At 47.1% G+C, this 22,343-nt stretch carries 13 protein-coding genes; 6 read left to right on the forward strand and 7 right to left on the reverse strand.

The annotated features are described in order from the left end of the window. Both IQ263_RS06870 and IQ263_RS06875 read left to right on the forward strand, forming a co-directional pair. Window positions 1-2,124, forward strand: a 2,124-nt coding sequence (locus IQ263_RS06870; RefSeq protein WP_194066773.1) for an Ig-like domain-containing protein, incomplete at its 5' end; no start/stop codon positions are given. Between the two features lie 34 nt (window positions 2,125-2,158). After that, the gene (locus tag IQ263_RS06875; RefSeq protein WP_194066774.1) at window positions 2,159-5,155 is read left to right on the forward strand and encodes a calcium-binding protein; all 2,997 of its coding nucleotides are present in this window, start codon (window positions 2,159-2,161) and stop codon (window positions 5,153-5,155) included. 346 nt (window positions 5,156-5,501) lie between these two features. On the opposite strand, the gene IQ263_RS06880 is transcribed toward IQ263_RS06875, so the two are convergent. Together IQ263_RS06880 and IQ263_RS06885 are read right to left on the reverse strand one after the other, a co-directional pair. Then, a complete protein-coding gene (locus IQ263_RS06880) occupies window positions 5,502-6,206 on the reverse strand; it encodes a rhomboid family intramembrane serine protease (RefSeq protein WP_194066775.1) in 705 nt (234 codons plus the stop codon). Between the two features lie 107 nt (window positions 6,207-6,313). Beyond that, entirely contained in the window at window positions 6,314-6,451 is a 138-nt protein-coding gene (locus tag IQ263_RS06885; protein ID WP_228049856.1) for an MFS transporter, read from the reverse strand. 114 nt (window positions 6,452-6,565) lie between these two features. Here IQ263_RS06885 and IQ263_RS06890 point away from each other — a divergent pair, with 114 nt between their 5' ends. Then, window positions 6,566-6,931: a GNAT family N-acetyltransferase gene (locus IQ263_RS06890; RefSeq protein ID WP_228049857.1), complete on the forward strand. Its 366-nt coding sequence runs from the start codon at window positions 6,566-6,568 to the stop codon at window positions 6,929-6,931. Here IQ263_RS06890 and IQ263_RS06895 read toward each other — a convergent pair whose 3' ends face one another. From IQ263_RS06895 to IQ263_RS06910, 4 genes are all read right to left on the reverse strand, one after another. Then, the gene (locus IQ263_RS06895) at window positions 6,932-8,950 is read right to left on the reverse strand and encodes a glycoside hydrolase family 10-like protein (protein WP_194066778.1); all 2,019 of its coding nucleotides are present in this window, start codon (window positions 8,948-8,950) and stop codon (window positions 6,932-6,934) included. A gap of 157 nt (window positions 8,951-9,107) precedes the next feature. Beyond that, window positions 9,108-10,544, reverse strand: a complete 1,437-nt coding sequence (locus IQ263_RS06900) for an N-acetylmuramoyl-L-alanine amidase (protein ID WP_194066779.1) — start codon at window positions 10,542-10,544, stop codon at window positions 9,108-9,110. Between the two features lie 302 nt (window positions 10,545-10,846). Continuing rightward, window positions 10,847-11,944, reverse strand: a complete 1,098-nt coding sequence (locus tag IQ263_RS06905; protein ID WP_194066780.1) for a DJ-1/PfpI/YhbO family deglycase/protease — start codon at window positions 11,942-11,944, stop codon at window positions 10,847-10,849. A 137-nt stretch (window positions 11,945-12,081) separates the two neighbouring features. Next, entirely contained in the window at window positions 12,082-12,261 is a 180-nt protein-coding gene (locus IQ263_RS06910; protein ID WP_228049858.1) for a Rossmann-fold NAD(P)-binding domain-containing protein, read from the reverse strand. Window positions 12,262-12,724: 463 nt separating this feature from the next. On the opposite strand from IQ263_RS06910, the gene IQ263_RS06915 reads away from it, so the two are divergent. Further along, on the forward strand, window positions 12,725-13,333 hold the full coding sequence (locus IQ263_RS06915) for a hypothetical protein (protein WP_194066781.1): 609 nt from the start codon (window positions 12,725-12,727) through the stop codon (window positions 13,331-13,333). A gap of 245 nt (window positions 13,334-13,578) precedes the next feature. On the opposite strand, the gene IQ263_RS06920 is transcribed toward IQ263_RS06915, so the two are convergent. Further along, window positions 13,579-18,267 carry a PAS domain-containing hybrid sensor histidine kinase/response regulator gene (locus IQ263_RS06920; protein WP_194066782.1) on the reverse strand — a complete coding sequence of 1,563 codons (4,689 nt, stop codon included), beginning with the start codon at window positions 18,265-18,267 and terminating at the stop codon, window positions 13,579-13,581. Between the two features lie 245 nt (window positions 18,268-18,512). Between IQ263_RS06920 and IQ263_RS06925 the strand changes: the two genes are divergently transcribed. Both IQ263_RS06925 and IQ263_RS06930 read left to right on the forward strand, forming a co-directional pair. Then, on the forward strand, window positions 18,513-20,687 hold the full coding sequence (locus IQ263_RS06925; RefSeq protein WP_194066783.1) for an EAL domain-containing protein: 2,175 nt from the start codon (window positions 18,513-18,515) through the stop codon (window positions 20,685-20,687). Between the two features lie 179 nt (window positions 20,688-20,866). Beyond that, window positions 20,867-21,814 (forward strand): NAD(P)-dependent alcohol dehydrogenase, encoded by a 948-nt coding sequence (locus IQ263_RS06930; protein WP_194066784.1) that lies wholly within the window; start codon window positions 20,867-20,869, stop codon window positions 21,812-21,814. The last annotated feature ends 529 nt before the right edge of the window (window positions 21,815-22,343 follow it).

The following is a 22,343-nucleotide window of genomic DNA, read 5'->3' on the forward strand; positions in this document are numbered from 1 at the left end:
CCACTACCCCTACCCACCCCCAGTCCTTCTCCGACACCGACTCCGACAGCAAGTCCGACACCGACTCCGACAGACAGTCCGACACCAACACCGACATCAAGTCCGACACCGACACCGAGTCCGACACCGATGTTCCCGACGCCGACAGCAAGTCCGACACCGATGTTTCCGACACCGACAGCAAGTCCGACACCGACGCCGACAGCAAGTCCGACACCGAGTCCGACACCAAATCCTACACCCTTCCCGAATCAGGCTCCCAGAGCAGTTAACGACAACTTCACCACGGTTTCGGGTCAAGAACTCAGTCTTAACGTTCTATTCAACGACACCGATCCTGACAAGAACCCCCTGAGTGTCAGCACTTTTACTCCAACAACCAAAGGAACCCTGACTCCCTCTGGTGGGGGCGTATTCAAATACACGCCGAATCCAGGCTTTTCGGGTAGTGACAGCTTCAGTTACTCGATCTCAGATGGCAGGGGCGGCACCAGTCAGGCGGTAGTAACCATCAACGTCAGCAACCCGCCGCAGTTAGTAGTTAACGGCGGTGTGGTGGTTGCCAAAGCTGCTCCTACCCAGACAATCACCGCTGCGGATTTGTTGGTAACAGATCCCGACAACCCGCCGTCGGAAATCGTTTACACGATTACCAAAGCCCCGGATGCTACTAGAGGTTTTGTCCAAAGGGGCACCACGTTTCTCAACGTCGGTGGCAAATTCAGCCAAGACGATATCAACAACAACATTGTCAAATACAACTTGCTGGCGGCTGGCAGTAGCGACAGTTTCACGTTTACAGCTTCCGACGGGTCTGCAACGATCGGGCCTGCATCCTTCAGCATTACGGTGGTAGATAATATTGTCGATCGCACCGCACTCCCAGCAAGTACCTTTACAGGCAGCAACCTCAGCGACTACATCATCGGCGGGGCGGGCAACGATACCCTCTCTGGAGGCGACGGCAACGACATCATCGACGGCAGGGGCGGCGACGACCTCCAATTCGGTGAAGGAGGTAACGACTCACTGCTAGGTTCGATCGGCAACGACATCCTCGACGGCGGACTCGGCAACGACACCATCGACGGCGAAGACGGCATCGACTCCCTCATCGGCGGACAGGGCAACGACCTGATGTTCGGCGGCAATGATAACGACATCATCTTGGGCGGCGACAACGGCGACACCATTGATGGCGGAACAGGCAATGACTCAATATTGGGAGAAGCCGGCGAGGACTCGATACTTGGAGGCACCGGCATGGACACCTTATTGGGTGGTTTAGGTGACGACACCATTGACGGCGGTGCAGGCGACGATATCCTCGACGGCAGCCTCGGCAGAGACTTGCTCGACGGCGGTATCAATAACGATTTCATCTCCGGCGGCGACAGCGAAGACACGATTTTGGGCGGAGAAGGCAGCGACACCGCACTCGGAGGTATCGGCAACGACTACATTTTGGGAGAGGGCGGCAGCGACTCCCTGTTCGGCGAAGCGGGCGACGACACTGTAGACGGCGGTGCCGGCAGCGACTGTCTCAGTGGCGCATTCGGCAACGATTTGGTGTTGGGCGGCGATGACAACGACACCCTAGAAGGCGGTGCCGGCAATGACATTTTGGGGGGCGGGAACGGTTCTGACTTGCTCACAGGCGGCGCTGGCGATGATTTCTTCTACTACGAAGTTCCGAGTGAAGGTGTGGATATTATTGCTGACTTCAATGTCGGCGGCACAGGCACCGACAGATTCTTGTTCAGGTCGTCAAATTTTGCCGGTCTAACCAACTCTGGAACTACTAACGATTTCACCAGTTTTATCGTCAGGAATATCGGCAGCGGCGGCGACAATATCAGCAATCAAGAAGTCATTTTGTTTGAATCTAAATTTGACAACGCTCAAGCTGTCAACGCAGTGTTGAAAAATCAAAACGGTTCGAGCAAAACAGGAGCTTTCTTCGTGTACTTGAACAATACTTTTGACAAGTACGTTCTCGGGTTTGACCCAAATGTGGCAGATGACAGTCTCCCAGCTTTCGATTTGGCAGTGTTGAATACTATTCCTACAGTGCCGGGAGCTCTGAGCACAGTTATTACTGCCTCTGACTTTAAGTTTATTTAGTAGTTTTTGAGTAGCGTCGCAAGGAGTCGAAACAATGCCGAGTGCAGTACCAGCAATTATTGTCGAAACGATGACGGAACCTACGCCGTCGCCCTCGCCGTCACCGGGGACAACTCCGACCATGACGGGGACAACTCCGACCATGACGGGGACAAGTCCGACCATGACGGGGACAACTCCGACGATGATGGGGACAACTCCGACCATGACGGGGACATCGCCTACGCCGTCGCCGGGGACAACTCCTTCGATGAACGGGACGGGCCCGGGGATTTCGGTCACGCCGGTGCCGCGGCCAGTTCCGACTGCACCCACGCCTCCCCCAGAACCAGTTTTCGTCGATGGCTTAGTTGTCGGAAATGATGGGAATAACTATTTAGTCGGCAGCTTGTTCAATGACACGATTTCCGGGGGTGTCGGTGACGACACGATTCTGAGTCGGGACGGGGCTGATATCGTCAGGGGCGATGATGGTGACGATTCTCTCAATGGTGGTGCCGGTCAAGATATTGTTGAAGGCGGCAGCGGCAATGACACGGCGCGGGGCGGCAAAGACGATGATTTGGTTTCTGGCGACGTTGGTAATGATGTAGCTTTTGGCGACCAGGGCAATGATATTGTTTTGGGTGCTGAAGGTAACGACACGCTGTACGGCGGTAAAGGCAATGATTGTCTGCGCGGCGGTGCCGAGGATGACCTGATTTTTGGCGACAAGGGCAGTGACACTATTTTTGGCGACACTGGTAATGACTGTCTGATCGGCGCTAGGGGTAATGATATTTTGTTGGGCGGCGACGGGGGCGATGTCATCAGCGGTGGTGTGGGTAATGATACTGGTGATGGCGGTGAGGGTGATGACTTGATCTTCGGGGGGGATGACAATGATTCTCTGTCTGGAGGTGGTGGGGATGATATTCTGGCGGGCGATCGCGGGTCTGATACTCTGACTGGAGGCGATGGATCGGATATTTTTGTTCTCGCTAGGGTGGGTACTTCGCCTAGTGGCAACGGGTTTCTCACGACAGGCGGCCGCGACATCGGGGATGCTGATTTAATTAGAGATTTTAAGCCGGAAGATTCGATCGGTCTGGCTGGAGGTCTCAACTTTACACAGTTAGAAATCTTTCAGGGTCAAGGCTCGAATTCTAGCAACACGATTATTCGGGACAGGCAAACTGGGGAATTTTTGGCGGTGTTGGTGGATGTGCGATCGAACTCGCTAGATGAATCTCGGTTCACTACGGCTCAAATACCCCGCGTAGAGGACAATCCCTTCACAATTGTGGGGACAAGTCCTTCTCCAACTCCGGGAACGGGGACAAGTCCTTCTCCAACTCCTTCGGGGACAAGTCCTTCTCCAACTCCTTCGGGGACAACGCCTTCTCCAACTCCTTCGGGGACAACTCCTTCTCCAACTCCGACGGGGACAACTCCTTCTCCAACTCCGGCACCGACTCCGACGGGGACAACGCCTTCTCCAACTCCGGCAACGACTCCGACTCCGGCACCGACTCCGACTCCGGCACCGACTCCGACTCCGGCACCGACTCCGACTCCGACTCCAACTCCGACTCCCGAACCGACTCCGACACCAGGGACAAGTCCGAGTCCGACTCCATCACCATCACCGGGGACAACTCCTTCTCCAACTCCGTCGCCGGGGACATTGCCGACACAGGTTCCGAGTCCGACTCCGACTCCGACTGCGGGCGGGACAATTCCGAGTCCGAGTCCTTCCATCGTCCCGACTCCGACTGCTGCTACTCCAACTCCTCCACCTTTCGGCGGGGGGCCGGTGCCGCCGAGTTTCACATCTCCGACTCCTAATGAGCCGCCGATCGTGGAAACTGGTAAGACGCTGACTGGTTTGCAAAATTTGCCTTTGTCTCTGAGCATTTCTGCGCCCAGCGACCCGGAGGGCCAAGCGCTGGCGGTCAGCGTAGCTGGACTTCCCAATCCGACTTTCGGCCAAGTAGTTATCGGTACGAGTCCGCTGGCTATCAACCAAAAATTGACTGTTCAGGAATTGCTGGGCTTGCAGTTCCAACCTAAAGCTGATGCGATCGGGCAAGCGGGCTCTTTCAGCTACAGCGTTGCTGACGACCAAGGCGGCACGGCTGCAGCCTCTGTCGCAATTAATATCAATTCTTTCGATACCTCGGTAACTGTTCCAACTACTCTGTCGCCGATTGTTGGCGATGACGGCATCGTCTTTACGAGTACGAATAATTTGGTGCCCACTTTCATCGATGTGCTCGCCAACGATTCGAGCCCGCAAAAAGGCCCGCTGAGCATTATCAATGTCGGTACGCCAAAACAGGGCATAGCTGTCAATCAGGGCGATCGAGTGCTGTTCATCGCGGGTAACGTAGCGGGTACCACTACTTTCACCTACAGCGTCAGCGACGGATTCGGGACGCTTCCGGGCGTAGGTACTGTCACCGTTGGCATCTTGCCGGCCGATACGGGCCCCAACAAATTGATTGGAGGCTCGTTGCCGGACAATTTGAACGGTTTGCTTGGCAGCGATACTGTTGACGGGCAAGGCGGCAACGATACGATTAATGGCGGTTTGGATAATGACGTGTTGATCGGAGGGCAGGGGGCAGATACGATGAGCGGAGGTGGTGGCAGCAATCAATTCCGGTATACTAGCCCTGCGGATGGTGGGCCGGTGTTTGATGCGGCTTCTTCGGCGGCGATCGATGCTGCGATCGCCACGGGCGGATACGATGTGATTACCGATTTTAGCGGTCTCGGCGTGCCGATCGAGGATCAGTTTAATTTTGCCCCCGGATTCCCGAATCTGAGCAATGGCAGTCAAGTTCTGCTGAACGTGCAGACAACTGTTTCTGCAAATATTTTGGGAGGAACCGCTTTCTTGTTTGCCTACGATTCCGGCGGCAATACTTACATCATTTATGACGGCAATGGTAATAATGTCACCGGCAACGATTCTCAGATTTTGGCGAAGTTAAATGGTGTAACTGGAGTTGCTTCTCTTTCGGGATTTGACTTCACTTTTATCTAGAAAGTCATTAGTCATTAGTCATTAGTCATTGGTCATTGGTTATTGGTTATTGGTTGTTAGTTATTGGTTATTGGTTGTTAGTTATTGGTTATTGGTTGTTAGTTATTGGTTATTGGTTATTGGTTGTTAGTTATTGGTTATTGGTTATTGGTTGCTCGCTACGAATTCCCAATCCCTCCGCTTCGCTCCGCCCAATTCTTAATTTCCAATAACAACTAACAACTAACAACTCGCAACTAACAACTAACAACTAGCAACTAACAACTAACAACTAACAACTAACAACTGCGGGCCCGCACGCACCATCCACCGCCCCAACTAACAACTAACAACTAACAACTAACAACTAAATCCGATCGTCCTCAGAAAAAAGCCCCAATAAAGGGCCGAGAATAGCGCCGAAAACAAAGCCGCCGGCGTGAGCCCAGTAGGCAACTCCCCCGGATTCCATGCCGACATTTGCCGGGGCATTTAAGGAAGCCAACCCGCTCAATGCTTGCTGTGCAAACCAAAATCCGAGAAAGAAGAAAGCGGGGATTCTGACGGTGGTGATAAAGATTCCTAACGGCAGCAATGTCAATACTTTGGCTTGGGGATATTTGAGAATGTAAGCTCCCATCACGCCTGCGATCGCCCCGCTAGCACCAAGGGACGGAATGGCTGATGCTGAGGAAAAAAACCACTGAGTTAGTGATGCTAAAACGCCGCAGGTAAGGTAAAATATTATAAATTTGACGTGTCCTAAACGGTCTTCTACATTGTTGCCAAAAATCCACAAAAATAACATATTTCCGGCAATGTGGAGAAAGCCTGCGTGCAGGAATTGCGAGCTAATTAGCGTAGTCCATTCGGGAAATGGCGAAACGGGCAGCGCTACCCGACACATATTGCTTAGCTGGCAAGGAACTACCGCCCAAGAGTAGAAAAATTGCGTTAATTGGCGATCGCCCAAGGAGAGTTCGTACAAAAATACTAATACGTTTGCAGCAATCAGCCCGTAGGTAACGTAGGGAGTGATGCCGATCGGGTTTTCGTCGCGTAAGGGAACCACAGCCGTTTTTTCCTCAAAATCAAAAATATTGGCAACAGGATAGCGTATTTGCCTGCAATATTTCTTCTATCGCAAGGAAGAAGTTATTAGTCAGTTGTCTGTTGAATTTATCTGTTGTCAGGATTGCCGTAAATCATTTGGGAAACTTTGGGGGTTTTGTCTCCGATGTGAAAAGTGCGGGCTGTTTCTTCGATCGCCCGATCGGCATTTGTGACTCGCTCGAATTGGCGAAAGTTTTTTGTCAATGGGATGGACAAAAATTAGGTATCATAGTCTAGAAGTGAAGTTTCGATAGATTTTAGTTCATGTCGATCCTGTTGGCAAAATCCGATTCACAAATCCTTGAATGCTTTCCGATATTGGCTCAATTACGTCCACACCTGAAACAAGAGGATTTTTTGGAGAAAGTTCAGCGTCAAAAGCAGAATGGTTACCAGTTGGCTTTTTTAGAACGAGATGCTCAAATATTTGCTGTAGCAGGGTTCTGTATTGATGAGTGTTTGGCGTGGGGACGATTTTTGTATGTTTATGATTTGGTTGTTGATGAAACAGTGCGGTCAAAAGGTTACGGGCAAAATCTGTTTGAGTGGTTGATAGAATTTGGCAGGCACCATGATTGCAAAGAGTTACATCTAGATTCAGGAGTTCAGCGTTTTGATGCCCATCGCTTCTATTTGCAGCAACGTATGAACATTATATGCCATCATTTTTCGCTAAACTTGTGATTATATTTCTATGAAAACTCCTACACTTTCTACAGCCATGATACTCACCGCGCACAAAGCATAAATTCCCGTTCCTACGGCTACTTGTACTGTGTCTGCATTGAGGATTTTGATCAGCTTCCAGCTATCTCCATTTTTTTGATAAAGCGTCCAGGAACGAATGTTTTTATCGGCGGGATTTTTCCACTGCAAAATATTGCTGTTGCCAACTTTTTGGACTACGGCTGATGCGGGAGGGGCTGGTCGCGTTCCATTTTGCCAAGGCATCACGGGAACGAGTGCGGGTTGCGTGTATGTAGTGGATTTGAAATTATCGTATATTTTTTGGCGATTGTCGCTAAATGCTTTCATGCTGAAGAAAACATTGCCTAAAGCTAAGTTTTGTTTGGAGTTGCGCGTCATCTCAATTTGATTGTTGATTTCGTCTACATTCCACTTCTGACCGTCAAGCTTTCCTAAGTTATTTCCCACATAAATATGTCGGTTTTGCGGGTTATTTTCTAGCCACCATTGCAGCAAAACAGGATAGCTTTGAGCTGTTTGGTCGATGCGCCAATAAAGTTGCGGATTGAGATAATCGACCCAACCTGATACTAACCATTTTTTGGCATCGGCGTAAAGTGTTTCGTAGGCATCTAAACCGCGACTTTGGGGCGGCTGGCCGGGGCGATATATGCCGAAGGGACTGATGCCGAATTTAACGTTGGGTTTGGCTGCTCGAATTCCTTCTCCTAGTCTTTTAACTAGCTTGTTAACATTTTCCCGACGCCAATCTCCTAAATTCATTTTTCCGCCTCGGGAAACATAACTATTGTAAATCTTGCTGTCGGGAAATTCTTGGCCGGCAATCGGGTAAGGATAGAAATAATCGTCGAAGTGAACGCCGTCTATATCGTAGCGCTTTACTACGTCTAAAATGACGTTGTAAGTTTTTTCTAGCACTAAATCAATTCCCGGATCCATCCACCAGTCGTCGCCCCACTGATAAACGCATTCGGGATTGGTAACAGAGATGTGGGGGCTGACGTTGGGAGGGGTTTGGGTATAAGAAACTTTGGCGCGGTAGGGATTGAACCAAGCGTGAACTTCTATGTTGCGTTTGTGGCTTTCTGCAACGGCAAATATTAAAGGGTCATAATAAGGTTCTGGTGGTTTTCCTTGAGTTCCTGTCAGCCATGAACTCCAAGGTTCTAATTGTGAGGCGTAAAGGGCGTCGCCTGCGGCTCTAACTTGGAGAATAATTGCATTGAAATTCATTTCTTGTACCCTGTCAAGAATTTTTAACAGTTCGGCTTTTTGCTGTTCTGTTGAGAGTTTGTTGCTGAACGGCCAGTCAATATTCCACACTGATGTTATCCAAACTCCGCGAAATTCTCGCTGGTGGTTGACGTAAACTTGGGGTCGGGGAACTTTGCTGAGAACTATAATATATTGATTGTATATTGCTGGCGCTTTTTTGAGATACACTAATGCTTGATAAACCCAGGCTGAAATGTCGGCTCTGGTGGCGCTTCCGGCGGGATTTAATAAGTTTAAATTTGGATAGTTTACGACTATTTCGGATTGGGTGGCTATGACGATCGCATTTTTGGCATAGTTGGGAATTTCTGTGCTGTCTAGGTAGATGTTTGATAGGATAAGATTGCTTGTTGGTACACTATTTGAGCCAAATATTCCGCTAACTAAGGCGACTAATGCCTCGGCTCTGGTAATCCTGTTTTCGGGTTGGAACAGGTTGTCGGGGTAGCCGGAAATAAACCCTCTTTTATATGCTGTTTGAATGGCGGCGGCGGCCCAGTGAGTGGCGGGAACGTCGATAAAGGGAATGTAGGGCCGTTTGTCGGGTATGGGAAAGGCTTTGCTGACAATGGCGGCAAATTGGGCGCGGGTTAGGTTGCTGTTGGGGCGAAAAGTGCGATCGGGAAATCCGCTAATTACTGACCGTTCTACTAAGCCGTCAATAAATATTTTTGCCCAATTATTTTGAATGTCGGAAAATTGGATGTTGCTAGAAACCATAGTTATTTAATAATCGGGAATTGGGCGGAGCGAAGCGGAGGGATTGGGCGGAGCGAAGCGGAGGGATTGGGCATTGTTGACTGTTGACTGTTGACTGTTGACTGTTAACTGTTAACTATTAACTGTTGACAACTATCAACTGTCAACTGTCAACTGACTACAATAAACCTGCATTTTCGTAGAAAAGCCGGATGATATTGATGATTTTTTCTCCGTATAATGGGTCAGAATTCCAGCGACCGGCAAGTTCGTTGACTGTGGGGGCGACACCGCGCTTGACAAAGCGAAAACGCACGTTTTCTTTGACTAAAGGTTGGTCGATAGGTTCGATGCTACCGTAAGCTTTTAGGTGCTGAATTTGCGCTCTAATTCCTGTCCTGACATCGGGAAATGAGAGGCCGGAATTTGTGGGGCTGATGACTCCCATGTCGGCAAAGTTAAATTGTTCTGCTTTTACTGCAATGCCAAATTTGAGATAGTTTGTTTCTAAACACATTTGGCCAAAAGCTACGTCGTGGTTAACTCCTTCTGCGGCTGCTTCTTGCACGTAAATTTGAGGTAAATTCGGAAAGTTTACTGGGGCTTTGCTGTTATTTTTGGTGAGAAATGCTGTCATTTGTTGGGCGGTAGTTAGACCCCGACCCATGATTTTTGCTACGCCTGAGAGGATATCGCGGCGCGATCGCAGTAATACTGATGTTGTAGACTGATCCCATGTTACGGAAATATCGCGATCGCGCAAATCGATCGCCCGCACGAAAACTACTCCATTGTACGTTACCCGGCGATCGACTGCCTCTGGTTCGACGTTGAGAAGGTCTAGAACTTCGGAAGGGACAAAGGAATTTCCGTTCACCAAAATGCCTTTATCTTCGTGCGGCCCACCGTTAATTTGGATATTAATTAAGGGATAAACTATAGGTGTCGGCGCGGGCGTTGGTGCGGGTGTCGGGGCGGGCGTTGGTGCGGGTGTCGGCGCTGGTGTCGGCCCTGGTGTCGGTGCGGGTGTCGGTGTTGGCAAGGGTTTCAAATTCGTATTTTTCAACCAAGCTTCCAGCCCATCAGCGAGTCCGAGGGCGACATCGCGGCGACGAGTTTGAATAATTCGCAAGTCATCGGGGCTGGTCAAAAAACCGAGTTCAATCAGTAGGGAAGGAATGTTGACGCGCCGACAAAATCCGAGGCTACCAACACCAGCTTCAGTATCTGCTTTTGCGCCGCGGCTTGGTATTTCTCGGCACCTGCGTAAATAGCCGTTTAAAATTAAATCCGCATCTGCTTTTCGCTTAGGGTTGCTGCCAATATAAAACGCAGTGGCACCGCGAACTTGGGGATTAGAAAAAGAGTCGCCGTGAATTTCTACCGCTACATCTCCCGCGAGGCTGCGGTTGTTTATCCAAGCGATAGTTTCTAGCAAACTCAGAGTATCGGGCACCGAAAAAGTTTCTAGGCCTCGCTGCCGCAATTCGGCTACTAATAAGTCGCGAGTTAGAATCATTTCCTGGGCTTCGGTGGTGCCAAGTGCGATCGCCCCCATATCCCGCAAGCTGCCTTCAAACCCGCCGTGTCCTGCTGAAACAAAGATAGAACCCATTTTATAAAATTCTCCACCTTGCAGTTAATTTAGCATCTGCTTTTTAGTCTTGGGATTTATTTTACCGCAAAGGCGTATATTTTATTATTGCATAGCAAATTTGTAGGGAGCATCTCACTTTTGCAGCCAAGCTAGAAATTGGAGGTAGGAGGCAGGAGACAGGAGACAGGAGGAAAGAGGAAGAAAGAAGGAGTCAAAAGAAGTCTTTTTACAAATATGAGATGCTCCCAATTTGTAGTTGCGCTCTAGGTGGGGGTTTTAACCCCTTGGCACAACTACAAATTTATTTATCCGGTGGCTAGTTACATCGTAACAGCGGGGCTAGTCGAAGGTTTTGGCGGCTTAATGTCCTGGGAAACTGCACGGGCGCGGAAGAGTTTAGCAAAGGCTTGCTCGCACATAGACAAATCCGCTTCTATCTCTGTAAAAATGTCAGTTGATACCGGATCTGTAAACTGGGCCCGCAGGTTGTGGATATCGACAACACCAGTTTGCAAATCGCCCAGAATGGTTCGCAACAAAAACGTTTCATCAGTTCCTTGGAGCGAAGTTTTTAATTTAGCGTATTTATCAGCAATTTGGGCGGGAATTGAGGGTTTTTCGCCGAAATCGTTCAGGCGCTTTTCCAGAGCGAGGATGTGGTGCTGTTTGTTTTGAACCATTTCTGCAAGGAACGATCGCAAATCGCTATCTCCGGTTTTCTCCGCATAATTTTGAAACGCTTCGCAAGCATAACGTTCCCCTGCGAGGGCGGTATTCAAACCTTTAGCAATATCGCCTTGTGTGGAGCCTCCCCAAGCATTAGCTAATTTCCACCATTCTGCACTGCTGTCAGTTTCTTCGGGTAAACCTACTGCTTTACCGCCGTAACCGAGGCGAGCCAGAATTGCGGTGGTAAATAGTGCTAAATCTCCCGGTTGTCTGGAAGTAATTAAGTTGCCGTCAACTACTAAAGCTTCGTTGATGTAGTTAGCTCCGGCATTGATCATGTCTGTTTTTATTGCCAAGAAACCTGTGGCATTTTTGCCTTTTAGCAAGTCGGCTTCAATCAAAAGTTGCGGGCCGTGGCAAACAGCAGCTACAATTTTTCCTTGTTCAAATGCTTCTCGTACAAATTGCACTGTATTGGGGTTAGTCCGCATCTTATCGGGAGCCATACCGCCGGGAATGACTACTGCATCGAATTCTCCTGCTACTGATTCAGTAGTAGTTCCGTCAGCTTGCTGGGAAACTTTACCATTTTTACCGGCATACTTTTCGTTAGTACGGGAACCGAGAACAACCACTTCAAATCCTGCTTGTTTTAAGGCGTTGTAAGGAACTAGAAATTCGGAATCTTCAACTCCATTTTCTATGAGTATGGCAACTCGTTTTGTGTGGGTGACGTTATCTGTTGTCATAATCAATTTTCCTCAGACTATCTTTTTATCTAAACATAAGTCATTTATGATGTTTTTAGCGTCTTGCTAAAGTGATAATTTAGTGATTTTAAAAAGGTGCGAGCGTGAGCCTTGAGAGGTATTTTACAGTATTTTTCTCAATGCACGTAAGAGGCTCCGTTAATATCGATCGCAGTCCAGGTAGCGCGTGCAGCCAAACCCGACGCTAAAAACGCGATCGCATTGGCAACATCTTGAGGAGGAGCGATTTTGCCGATCGGAATATCGCGCACGATTTCAGCTTCCCCATACTCCTGCACAAGGCGAGAACACCACACACAATCTGTGAGTCTTTTTTGGGGCTAACAGACAAATCCAGATTATTGACAGAAAAGCTGAGTTGTGGCAATGGTTCCTGTTGAGATGGGGTCGAATTAGCGGACGAACTCAGTAATAACCCTGGATGGCACCCCAGGAGGGGGATCGCGGTCATTCGATTTTAGATTTTAGATTTTAGATTTTGGATTGACCCCACGGATCGAGTCGGGGGCTTGAGGATTTTAGATTCCAGATGCTTTCGATTGATTCCACGGATCGAGACGGGGGCTTGTACCATCAAGAAATTCGCTTGTGATGGAGAGGAGGAATAAACGAACTAGAGGCTTCATGGGGAACAAAATTGGTCGAGTTTATTTGATGTTTGATAAGCTTTAATATGAATACTGTTGCTACAGTACCAGGCTAGTGAAATTCAAGCACTATCACTTGATTAACCATCCAAAACTCGGAATTTGGTCAAAAATGAAGTTGAAAAACGCCCTATTCTCTGCTGTCGTCACCTTTTCAACCCTGGCGATCGCCTCAGCAACCCAAGCTCAAACCGTTAATTCTCGCTGTGACATTTATCCCAGGGGGGAAGACCGCGCATCGAAAGTCGTCAATTGCACCTTCTCTCAGCGTCAAGGCTTTATCCGCATTCAACGGGAAGATGGCATTACCTATGAACTCAAACCCAATGGTGAGAACGAATATCTGTATAAAAACCAGATGTCAGTTCTGAGAGAAAATGACGGCCCGGCGACCATCTTTCGTTTTAGCGACGAATCGGTTTACGTCTATCAGAACGAACGCGCTCCCTCTTCCGCGTCTACTACCAACAAAGGTAATACCCCCGAAAACCTCTATAGTACCGTGCCTCCCAAATTAAAAGACCTCGTGGGAGCTAAAGCGGGGCAAGCAGAGGGAGAATTGCAACGACGGGGCTACACCTACCGCACAACCCAAACCTTTGACGGCGGCAAAAGTGCCTATTATGTAGAAAACCGGACGGGGTATTGTGTGGAAGTGGGAACTGTTGACGGACGCTTCAGTAGCATTGTTTACAACTCCAGCGATCGGTGCAATAAGTAACAAATAACGTGTCAAATAATTAATAGCAGTTCCCAAAAAGAATGCTATATACAGCATATTCCAGGTTCGTTAAGTACAGTACCAGCTATTATTGTGCGGTACGTGTTATGTAGGGTGCGTCGCTGTTCTATGGTTCAATGGAACTTGCAGATTGACCGGTGGCGACGCACCTTACTGACAACAAGATTGTGTGTACCGCATATAAATGCAATATGCTGTAGCTTTTTTGTCCTTAAACTCGATCGCTAAAGTGGATTCGGCAGCAGAGGTCGAATTAACTCCATAATTTGGTCACAATTAAAGTTATAAACACAATTAGTTAGTGCCTTGGACAAACTTGCTTTAGATTCGGGAATTTCTACGATTAATTCGTTCAGAACTTCGGTATCGAGATAGTAAGCGGCTTGATACATTTGTTCTAACCACTCAGGGGGCATCACGGATAGATCTTCTACAGACAGCTTTTCAACCAATGGTTTTTTTAGAGTTTGTCCTAGGACTTCGTAGATATATTGCACTCCCAAATATTTAGCGAGTTTGTCAAAAAGTTCTCTCTGCTGAAATGGCTTGCTCATAAAGTCGTTACAGCCAGACATGAGAACGTTCTCTCGCTCATCTTCAAAAACACTGGCAGTTAAAGCAATAATGACAGTTTCTGGGTTGTTAGGGCGTTCTCTAATGAGTTTGGTAGCTGTGTAGCCATCCATGATTGGCATTCGCAGATCCATGAAAATCAGGTGCGGCAACCAACTCTCCCACAGTGAGATTGCCTCAACTCCCTGTGTTGCTTCTCTCACCTCAAACCCAATTGAGGTCAGGATCTCGACTAATAAGCGGCGATTTTCTTCTAAATCTTCAACAACAAGAATGCGGTAAGTCGGTTGTCCGGGAGCTAAACCAATTACTCTTTGATTGAGCGGTGCTGGGGGTAAGGATTCTGCTTGAGGTAACTGTACGCGAATCTCAAAGGAAAAAGTGCTACCTCGGTTCAAAGTGCTTTTAACGCCAATTTGACCGCCCATGAGTTGGACGAGTTTTTGACTAATCGCTAAACCAAGCCCAGTGCCTTGACTTAAATTATTCCCAGCTTCGGCTTGCACAAATACCTTAAATAATTTATCGATTTCTGTTGGCGAAATTCCCACACCTGTATCCTCGACTTCAAAACATAGGTGACAGGATGTTTGGTCTCTTTGTGCTGCTCTTACTCGTAGGGTGATGCTTCCTTGCTTCGTAAACTTAATCGCATTACCGAGCAGATTGACCAAGACTTGATAGAGTTTTTTCTCGTCGGTATGCACAAATTTAGGAAGTTCGGGCTCTCGCTCGACAATTAGCTCTAATTCTTTGGGTTGGACTTTAATTTGCAGCATTTCTTCAATAGAAGTCAGTAAACTTGTCAAGTCAAAGTCAGAAGGATTGAGCGTCATCCGTCCGCTCTCAATTTTGGATAAATCTAAAATATCGTTAATCAAGTCCAACAAATGTCTACCGCTACGATTGACAATCTGTAAGCGTTCTTGGAAAGAAGGAGTCAGAGCGCTTTCATCGCTCATCAATTGCGTGAATCCCAAAATCGAGTTGAGGGGGGTGCGGAGTTCGTGGCTCATATTGGCGAGAAAGATACTCTTGGCTTGGTTTGCTGCTTCTGCTGCTTCTTTTGCCTGCCGAAGTTCCACCTCAGCTTGTTTGCGTTCTGTAATGTCAATCAAATATCCCAAGATTTCAATTGGTTTGCCCGCACGATCGCGAATTAGCTTTAGTTGCTCGAGTACCCAGCGATAATTCCCATCTGCGTGCAGAAGACGGAATTCCTGAAAATAAAAATCATCTGTGAACAGGTTAGTTATTCCATTAAGCACTCGATCTACTTCATCGGGATGCAGATGATTCATCCAAAATCCAGACTCTTCTAAAAATGCTTTAGTTTCGTAGCCCATTACGTCTTTGATGTTTTCGCTGATGAAGGTTGCGCCATAGTCGCCATCAGCTTTACTGCTAAAAATGACGACGGGACTGTAGTTCAGGAGAAAGTTAAGGCGATTTGTGGTGGATTGTAAGGCTTGCTGAGCAAGTTTTAGCTGCGATACATCCTCCTGAACGGCAACAAATACAGTTCCGTATTCAGGATGCTCGAACCTAGAGGTATGAACTCTGCACCAAAAGAGTGTGCCATCTTTTTTTTTGTTGTAGACTTCATATTTGGCTTCCCCGTCCCGATCGAGTTGAGTCACAACATCTTCAACGGTTTCGTCGGGTGTAACCTGTGTATCGACATAATTTATTACACCAACGGGTTGACCTGCGAGTTCGCCCTCTAGGTAGCCAAACATCGCCTCAAATTTAGGATTAGTGTAGACGATCGTCAAGTCTGAGGCTTTGACTAAACACACTCCCCCTGCCATATTATTCATAATAATGCTTTGCAGTTCGAGTGTCTTTTGAACTTCTTTTCGAGCCGTAATGTCTTGGATTTGAGAAATAAAATGCAGTGGATTTCCCCGCTCATCTTGTACCAGTGAGGCATTGAGAACAATCCAAACAATATGTCCTTGCTTGTGGAAATACCGTTTTTCAATTTGGTAGGTAGAAATCTCGCCTGCTAATAGCTGATGGACATAACTAAGATCTGCTTCTAAATCGTCAGGATGGGTAATGTTTTGAAAGGTTAACGCTAATAACTCTTCTGGGGAGTAGCCAATAATCTGACATAACGCAGAATTGACATTAATCCAATGCCCATCAAGGGAAACAATCGCCATCCCGATCGAGGCATCTTCAAAGGCATGGCGAAATTGCTCTTCACTGTTTCGTAAAGCGATCTCAATTTGTTGGCGATCGTTGTCAGCGCGCTTGCGATCGCTGATGTCGCGTTTAATTACAGAAGCCGCAACAATTCTGCCTGTTGTGTCCTTCAGCGGTGATAGGGTAGAAGAGATGTGGATAAGTTGTCCATCTTTGCGTACACGCACAGTTTCATAGTTTTCAATCTTTTCTCCTTGTCGAATCGTTTCGAGGATGTGCTGTTCTTCGTAAATAAGATTGGGTGGAACTAGAATGGCGATCGATTGTCCTATAATTTCTTCAGCCTTATAGCCAAAGATTTTTTCTGCTGCATGGTTCCAGCTTAAAATGATGCCATCTAAGGACTTGCTAATAATTGCCTCACCAGAGTATTCCACAATCGCTGCCAAGCATGCCAGTGATGCTTCTGCTTGCTTGCGGAGGGTAATATCGTTTCCAATGCCGAGAAACCCTGTGATATTCCCTTCTGGGTCATATAAGGCCGTCACCGAGATCAGTAACGGAAAGCGACTACCATCTTTGCGGATGTACGACCATTCGTACTCGTCGGGCTCTCCAAAACGTGCCTTGGCAACAAAAACCTCAAATCCCGGTTCGATCGAGATTCCCATTTGGACAGATAGCTCTTGGGCGCGATGCACGACTTCCTGTGGATCGTGAATGATGGCAGGTGTTATTTTCCCCACAACTTCTTCGGCACTATATCCCAACCATCGCTCGGCAGCTTTGTTAAAGGTAAGAATTGTGCCATCTACGGCGGTGGAAATGATGCTGTAGTTGGCACTATCTAAAATAGCTTTTTGCAGCGTCGTTGTTTGAAGTAATTCTTGCTCACGCTGTTTGCGATCGCTAATATCGCGAAGAATAACCGTAAATACCGTTTCGTCTGCTATTTCCAGCTTAGAAATTGAGGCTTCAGCCGGAAACTGCGTACCATCTTGACGGCGACCCAAAATCTCACCTCGTTCTCCCATGCTTCGCGCTGCACCAGAACATTTAGCAAACTGTTGGACATGGTGCTGGTGAGCAGTCCTAAATTGCTCTGGCAGCAGTAAGCTGAGGGGTTGCCCTAAAACTTCCTCTGTTTTATAGCCGAAAATCTTTTCTGCCCCTTGGTTGAATAGGGTAATGCGTTGAGTGCGATCGACTGAAATGATTGCATCATTGGCGATTTCTAGGATTCCAGCAAAACGAGCCTGCGATTTTCGTACAGATTCTGTCCGTTCAGTCACAAGATTTTCTAAACTTTCATTAAGTTTTTGAAGCTCTACTTGGGTTTGTTGGCGATTGAAATCTATCTGGTTAAGAAATCGAGCCGTCCCCCAAATGAGAATTGAGAACGTGAGAACCATGATGATTGACCGCAAGGCATAGCCAAATTCAGCGTTATACCAGCCTAGTTTTTGCCCCTGAAGAGAGAACCAGTTCATTGCCACTGGAAAGAGCGTCGCCCAAGGCAGGAACCACCGCAACATGACTCCGCCGACTAGCGAACTGGTGACTTCTTGCATTAACCCTTCCTTGGGGCGGAGCCATAAAATTCCTCCATAGAGGATGAAAAAAGTCAGAATCGTGTTTAGGGCTTGAGTTGTTGTAACTACGATTAGTTGGGTGAAAATATTGACCTCAAAGATGTGTCCAAAGAAAGCTAGCAGAGAAATTAAAGCCGCAACAATACTGCAAATCTGTGCCAACCAAATGCCCCATTGGAGATTTTGCCCTAGCAGTAATAGTGCTAATCCCATCAGCACAAAATTCAAGGCAGTATTCACTCCCATTCGCCCCGGATAAGGAGTCGCTGAAGACACGACATCCCGGAAAAGCAACTCATCAATGCCCAGATGCCAACCAAAGAGATACTCGCTCAGCGTCAGCATACCGATGATGATGATGAATCCTGCCGTCCCTTGAGCGACTCGATAGTGCAGTCGGGTTAGTCTTTGGTACTGCAACAATCTCAAAGACACTCCAGCCAGCAAAAAGCAAACTGCCGTGTTTGCTTTCATAGTCGAAGTCATACCAGGAAAACCACTTTTGAGTAGGGAGATGTCAAATTGCCAACCCAACAGCACGAGACATCCGATCGCAATGACGAATAGGCTTGCCATGTGAGAAATGCGCTTGTTCATAAATCGGCTGCTTAGGTTGAAACAATGTTCTTATGATGTTAGGCAAAGCGAAGAAGGGCAACCACGGGGGGACTGCCCCTACCTGAACAATGGAGATTTTGTATGGTTGCGCCCTCTTGCCAGCCCCATATCTCCGGGATCGCAGGACTTCTTTGTGGGTAAAGTGACTTTTTTAACCGAATAATTAAACTATACTATTTGTGCATAGGCTTATATTCCTCTAGCAGGAAACTAGGGAAATTAGTATGATTGGCAATAGAACTAGCGATAGGGTTAGCGATCGAGCTACAAACTACCGAGGCAATATTTTAATTGTTGACGATCTGCCTGATAACCTGCGTCTTCTCAGGGATACTTTGATCGCACAGGGTTATAAAGTTCGTAGTGCGATGACAGGGGCAATGGCTATCAGAGCTGCCAAATCTCCAGCCACGGAATTAATTTTACTAGACATTAAATTGCCAGATATGGATGGCTATGAAGTTTGCAGAAAATTAAAATCTGAAGATCGCACCGCAGACATTCCAGTTATTTTTTTGAGTGCGCTCAGTGAAACTTTCAATAAGGTGCAAGCACTGGCCGTAGGAGGAGTAGATTATATTGCCAAGCCGTTTCAAGTCGAAGAGGTATTGGCGCGTGTCGAAACTCACCTAACTATCCAACGACTCCGCAAAAGCCTCCAAGAACACAATTTGCGCCTCATCAAAGAGATCGAGGAACATCAACGCCTCGAAAATGCCCTTTTTGCCGAAAAGGAATTGGCTCAGGTGACATTGCAATCGATTGGCGATGGCGTCATTACTACTGATGCTCAAGGTAATATTAGATATTTCAATCCTGTGGCTGAGCGACTAACAGGCTGGATATCGGAGGAAGCTGAAGGAATGCCTCTGTCTGAAGTTTTCATAATCGTTAATGAAGTAACGAGAAAGCCAGTAGACAATCCTGTCACTACAGCTCTGTCAAAGGGTAAAATTGTGGGCTTAGCTAACCATACTATTCTCATTGCTCGCGATGGGACGGAGTACGGCATTGAGGACTCAGCAGCACCAATTCGCGATCACCAAAACCAAATTATCGGGGCAGTCATCGTCTTTCATGATGTTACCGAATCGCGCCATCTTGCCAAGCAACTTTATTGGGAAGCCAGTCACGATGCCCTGACGGGTTTAATCAACCGTCGAGGATTTGAACAGCAGCTAATTGAGGCGATCGCATCTGTTAAAGATAGCAATCACCAGCACGCTCTCTGTTATTTAGATTTAGATCAGTTCAAAGTCATTAACGATACCGCAGGTCATATTGCTGGCGATGAGCTACTGCGCCAAATCACCGCACTTATTCAACAGGGAGTCCGTGCTAGTGACACGCTGGCTCGCTTGGGAGGTGATGAATTTGGTCTTTTGCTCACTCAATGTCCACTATCTCAAGCAGCTCAGATTGCGGAAAAGCTCAAAGACCTAGTGCATCAGTTTCGGTTTATTTGGAATAGCAAAAGCTTGATCATCGGGGTCAGCATTGGAGTTGTTGCTATTGACCAAACCAGCCAAGATTTGATGCAGCTTTTGGGAGCCGCTGATGCAGCTTGTTATGCCGCCAAAGCCAAAGGCCGCAACTGTGTTCATGTTTATCGTGTGGATGATGGCGAACTAATTAAACAACGGGGTGAGAGACTGGTGATTTCCAAAATCAGCCGAGCGTTGGAAACCAATCATTTTCGTCTCTACTGCCAAAAGATTGTCTCTATTACCTCTAACCCCTCAGTAGAGCATTATGAAATTTTGCTAAGAATGCTAGACGAAAATGAAGAAATAGTGACTCCCAATGAGTTTGTTCCCGCCGCCGAGCGTTATGGCTTGATAACTGAGATCGATTGTTGGGTCATCGAAACTTTTTTCTCCAATTATCATAATTTATCTGGGGAACAGGTTCTTACTGATGGCTTATATAGCATCAATCTTTCTGGCGCTAGTATTAGTAACAATCAATTTATGAAGTTTTTAATCGGACAATTTCCTCGCTACCAAGTCCCCCCAGAAACCATTTGTTTTGAAATCACGGAAACCGCAGCGATCGCGAACTTTGAGCAAGCCCGATATTTCATGAGCGAACTCAAAAAGATTGGCTGTTGCTTTGCTTTAGATGATTTTGGCAGTGGGTTGAGTTCCTTTGCGTATCTGATGAATTTACCAGTTGATTATCTAAAAATTGATGGTGCTTTTGTCAAGAATATTAATCATTGTTTGATTTCTCAAGCGCTGGTTAAAGGCTTTAATGGTATTGCCCATGCGATGAATCTTGAAACTATAGCTGAGTTTGTAGAAGACGAGACTATCTTAGAAAAATTGCGGGAGATTGGCGTAGATTATGCTCAGGGTTACGGGATCGCCCGCCCTGTTCCTATTAATTTTAATCGCTAGTCGATCGCACGCTTGCCAGCGAACCCATTGCCTCACGCCTGCTTCCAGTCGGTCGGCCTCCAAGAGTCGATCGCCCGCTGCTACAAGGCTGGCTCAATTTACTGTGTCACATTTAGATCGAATGTGCTGTAATTGTAAAGGATTGAGTGTTCTATTGGAAATAAACCGGAAAATTTGCCATGAAAGCAGTTGCGTTCGATCGCTACGGTTCAGCCGAAGAATTGCAGTACCGAGAATTGTCCAAGCCGATCGCCAAATCCAACGAATTGTTAATCAAAGTTCGCGCTAGCAGCGTCAATCCCGTAGACTGGAAAATTAGGCAAGGACACCTGCAACTATTGACAGGATTTAAATTTCCTCGAATTGTCGGTTCAGACATTTCGGGAGTAGTCGTAGAAGTCGGCCGGGAAGTCACCAAATTTCAACCGGGAGACGAAGTTTATACATTTTTAAATCCCCTGAATGGCGGTGCTTGTGCCGAATACGCTGTCGTGCCAGAATCGATAGCAGCAATTAAACCTAAAAACATCACCCATGCAGAAGCTGCCGCAGTACCGATCGCCGGTTTAACTGCTTTGCAAGCGCTGAGAGATTTGGGTGAAATCAAAGCCGGCAAAAAAGTATTAATTAACGGCGCTTCTGGCGGAGTCGGCACTTTTGCCGTGCAACTTGCCAAAGCACTTAACGCGGAAGTAACGGGACTTTGCAGCGCTAAAAATAGAGAGTTTGTCAAGAATTTGGGAGCAGATATTGTTCTGGATTATGCAGAAATAGACTTTACTAAACAACCCCAAAAATATGATATAATCTTGGATGCTGTCGGCAAACAAACATTTGCTAAATGCGAAAAAGTGATGCAATCGGAGGGAGTTTATATCTCGACTTTACCGAGTTTTGAGAACTTCTTCCCGATGTTGACTAGCTGGTTTTTGTCGAGTAAAAAAGCTCAATTAATTGTTGCCAAACCCAAGCCGGACGACTTGGGATTTTTGCGGGAATTAATCGAATCTGAGCAAACCCGGCCAATTGTCGATCGCACTTACAGCTTAGCAGAAGTAGCCGCAGCCCACACTTACAGCGAAACCGGCCGCGCTGTCGGCAAAATTGCGATCGTCATTGACAGTTAAAAAACTATGTTTGACCGACACGACTCAGACATTATATGTATTACGTGGGAATAGTTCAGCAAAAAATGCGCGGTTGGCGTTAAAGTTAAAAGGGATCTCCGGCTTAACTCAATACACTTGGGTTAAGCCGGAGATCCCTGGCCCCCTAAAAAAAGGGGGGACAAGAGTGCTCTCAAAGTCCCCCGACTATCCGGGAGATTTAGGGAAATCTCCGGGAAATAAACAGTGTCAACCCAACCTTATTGGAACTTAAGCTGTAAACTAAATTTTTGCACTCACCTACCTCCAAGACTAATAAACGTAAAGCTTAAATAAAATCACAAATACCTATGACTGTGCCCTCAGACTTGGAGAAATCCGAACAAGATTCCGACAACAACCTCGAAGAAGTTAGCCCGGAAAATAGCATTGCACCAATCGCCGATGATTCGGTAGATGTTAGTAAATTAGAAGGTGAAGAAGTTAGCCCGGAAAATAGCATTGAATCAATCGCCGATGATTCGGTAGATGTTAGTAAATTAGAAGGTGA

It is taken from the genome of Tychonema sp. LEGE 06208 (assembly GCF_015207505.1).
In the GTDB taxonomy this organism is placed as follows: Bacteria; Cyanobacteriota; Cyanobacteriia; order Cyanobacteriales; family Microcoleaceae; genus Microcoleus.

Coding starts and splice junctions, on each gene's coding strand:
- IQ263_RS06875 (WP_194066774.1), top strand. CDS start 2,159: ATGCCGAGTGCAGTACCAGCAATTATTGTCGAAACGATGACGGAACCT.
- IQ263_RS06895 (WP_194066778.1), bottom strand. CDS start 8,950: ATGGTTTCTAGCAACATCCAATTTTCCGACATTCAAAATAATTGGGCA.
- IQ263_RS06900 (WP_194066779.1), bottom strand. CDS start 10,544: ATGGGTTCTATCTTTGTTTCAGCAGGACACGGCGGGTTTGAAGGCAGC.
- IQ263_RS06905 (WP_194066780.1), bottom strand. CDS start 11,944: ATGACAACAGATAACGTCACCCACACAAAACGAGTTGCCATACTCATA.
- IQ263_RS06915 (WP_194066781.1), top strand. CDS start 12,725: ATGAAGTTGAAAAACGCCCTATTCTCTGCTGTCGTCACCTTTTCAACC.
- IQ263_RS06920 (WP_194066782.1), bottom strand. CDS start 18,267: ATGAACAAGCGCATTTCTCACATGGCAAGCCTATTCGTCATTGCGATC.
- IQ263_RS06925 (WP_194066783.1), top strand. CDS start 18,513: ATGATTGGCAATAGAACTAGCGATAGGGTTAGCGATCGAGCTACAAAC.
- IQ263_RS06930 (WP_194066784.1), top strand. CDS start 20,867: ATGAAAGCAGTTGCGTTCGATCGCTACGGTTCAGCCGAAGAATTGCAG.